The organism is Actinoplanes sp. G11-F43 (assembly GCF_050589265.1).
Classification (GTDB): Bacteria; Actinomycetota; Actinomycetes; order Mycobacteriales; family Micromonosporaceae; genus Actinoplanes.
The window spans coordinates 1-1,103 of record NZ_JBNZCE010000105.1; the positions used below are offsets into that span (position 1 = coordinate 1).

General features: G+C 68.1%; 1 protein-coding gene. It reads left to right on the forward strand.

Annotated features, from left to right (window positions below; all coding sequences use genetic code 11):
- The first annotated feature begins 554 nt into the window (after window positions 1-554).
- Window positions 555-992 (forward strand): CBS domain-containing protein, encoded by a 438-nt coding sequence (locus ACQ0O7_RS45115; RefSeq protein WP_430792103.1) that lies wholly within the window; start codon window positions 555-557, stop codon window positions 990-992.
- Window positions 993-1,103 lie beyond the last annotated feature (111 nt).

Below are 1,103 nucleotides of genomic sequence, written 5' to 3' on the forward strand. Positions count from 1 at the left end.
GGACGCCGCCGGACTCAACTTGTGGAAAGGCCCACCCGGGTTATCGGGTGGGCCTTTCTGCATTTCCGGGTTTGCTGCATTTCCGGAATGACGGTCGTGGGGCAGTGAACGAAGCAAGCGCGGCCGAATTCGAGCAGGAAGCGGCGGCGGCGAGGCGGCGCTGCGGCAGCGGCCGGGCGGGTTGCGGCAGTAGTGGAGCGGGTCGTGGCAGTGGACGGCCGGCTGCTGCTGCGGTTGCGGGTTGTGGCGGTAGACGTCGGCGGTGGCGGGTTGCAGTGGTGGCGGGTTGCAGTGGTGATGCGCTGCGGCGGCGGACGTCGGCGGTGGCGGATTGCGGTAGTGGGCTGCGGATTGCGGTGGTGGGCCGTGGACTGCGGTGGTGGGCCGCGGACTGTGGCGGTGGCCGGTTGTGGTGATGGCGGGTGCGGTGGGCCGGGGCCCGCGGCTCCCAGGAGTGGCCTTCTTGACAGCAGTGGGCTGGTTTGGGCATAGAGGTGGTACGCGAGTCGAACCACAGCGGGGGCCCAGTGCAGGACCAGTGCGAGGAGGAGACTATGCGAATCAGTGACATCCTTCGGGTCAAAGGGCCGGGTGTCGTCACCGTTGAGCCGGAGACCAGTACCGAGGTGCTGTTGAATCTGCTCGCCGAGCATCGGATCGGGGCCGCTGTGGTGTCCCGGGACGGTTCGGTGGTGGACGGGATCGTCAGTGAGCGGGACGTCGTCCGGGCACTGGCCCAGCGGGGCGCCGGCGTGCTGGCCGAACCGGTCCGTGCGATCGCCACCACCCAGGTGCGCACGGTCACGCCCGAAGCCCAGCTGGAAGACGTCGAACGGTTGATGACCCGAGGCCGCTTCCGGCACGTGCCGGTGGTCGTCGATGGGGCGCTGTGCGGTGTCGTCAGCATCGGCGACGTCGTCAAAAATCGCATCGGCGAACTGGAAACCGAACGAAGCACCCTGACCGAATACATCACCGGCGACCGAGCGTAAGAACCACTCGTGTGCCGTCTTCCGGTCCGAAACGGACCGGAGAGCGGCACACAGCAGTGGGCACGAGCCGTTGTGCCGACTTCCGGCGCGGAGCGCACCGGAAGTCGGCAC

Excerpts from the sequence above, each read along its gene's own strand:
- ACQ0O7_RS45115 (WP_430792103.1), top strand. The coding sequence starts at position 555 with ATGCGAATCAGTGACATCCTTCGGGTCAAAGGGCCGGGTGTCGTCACC.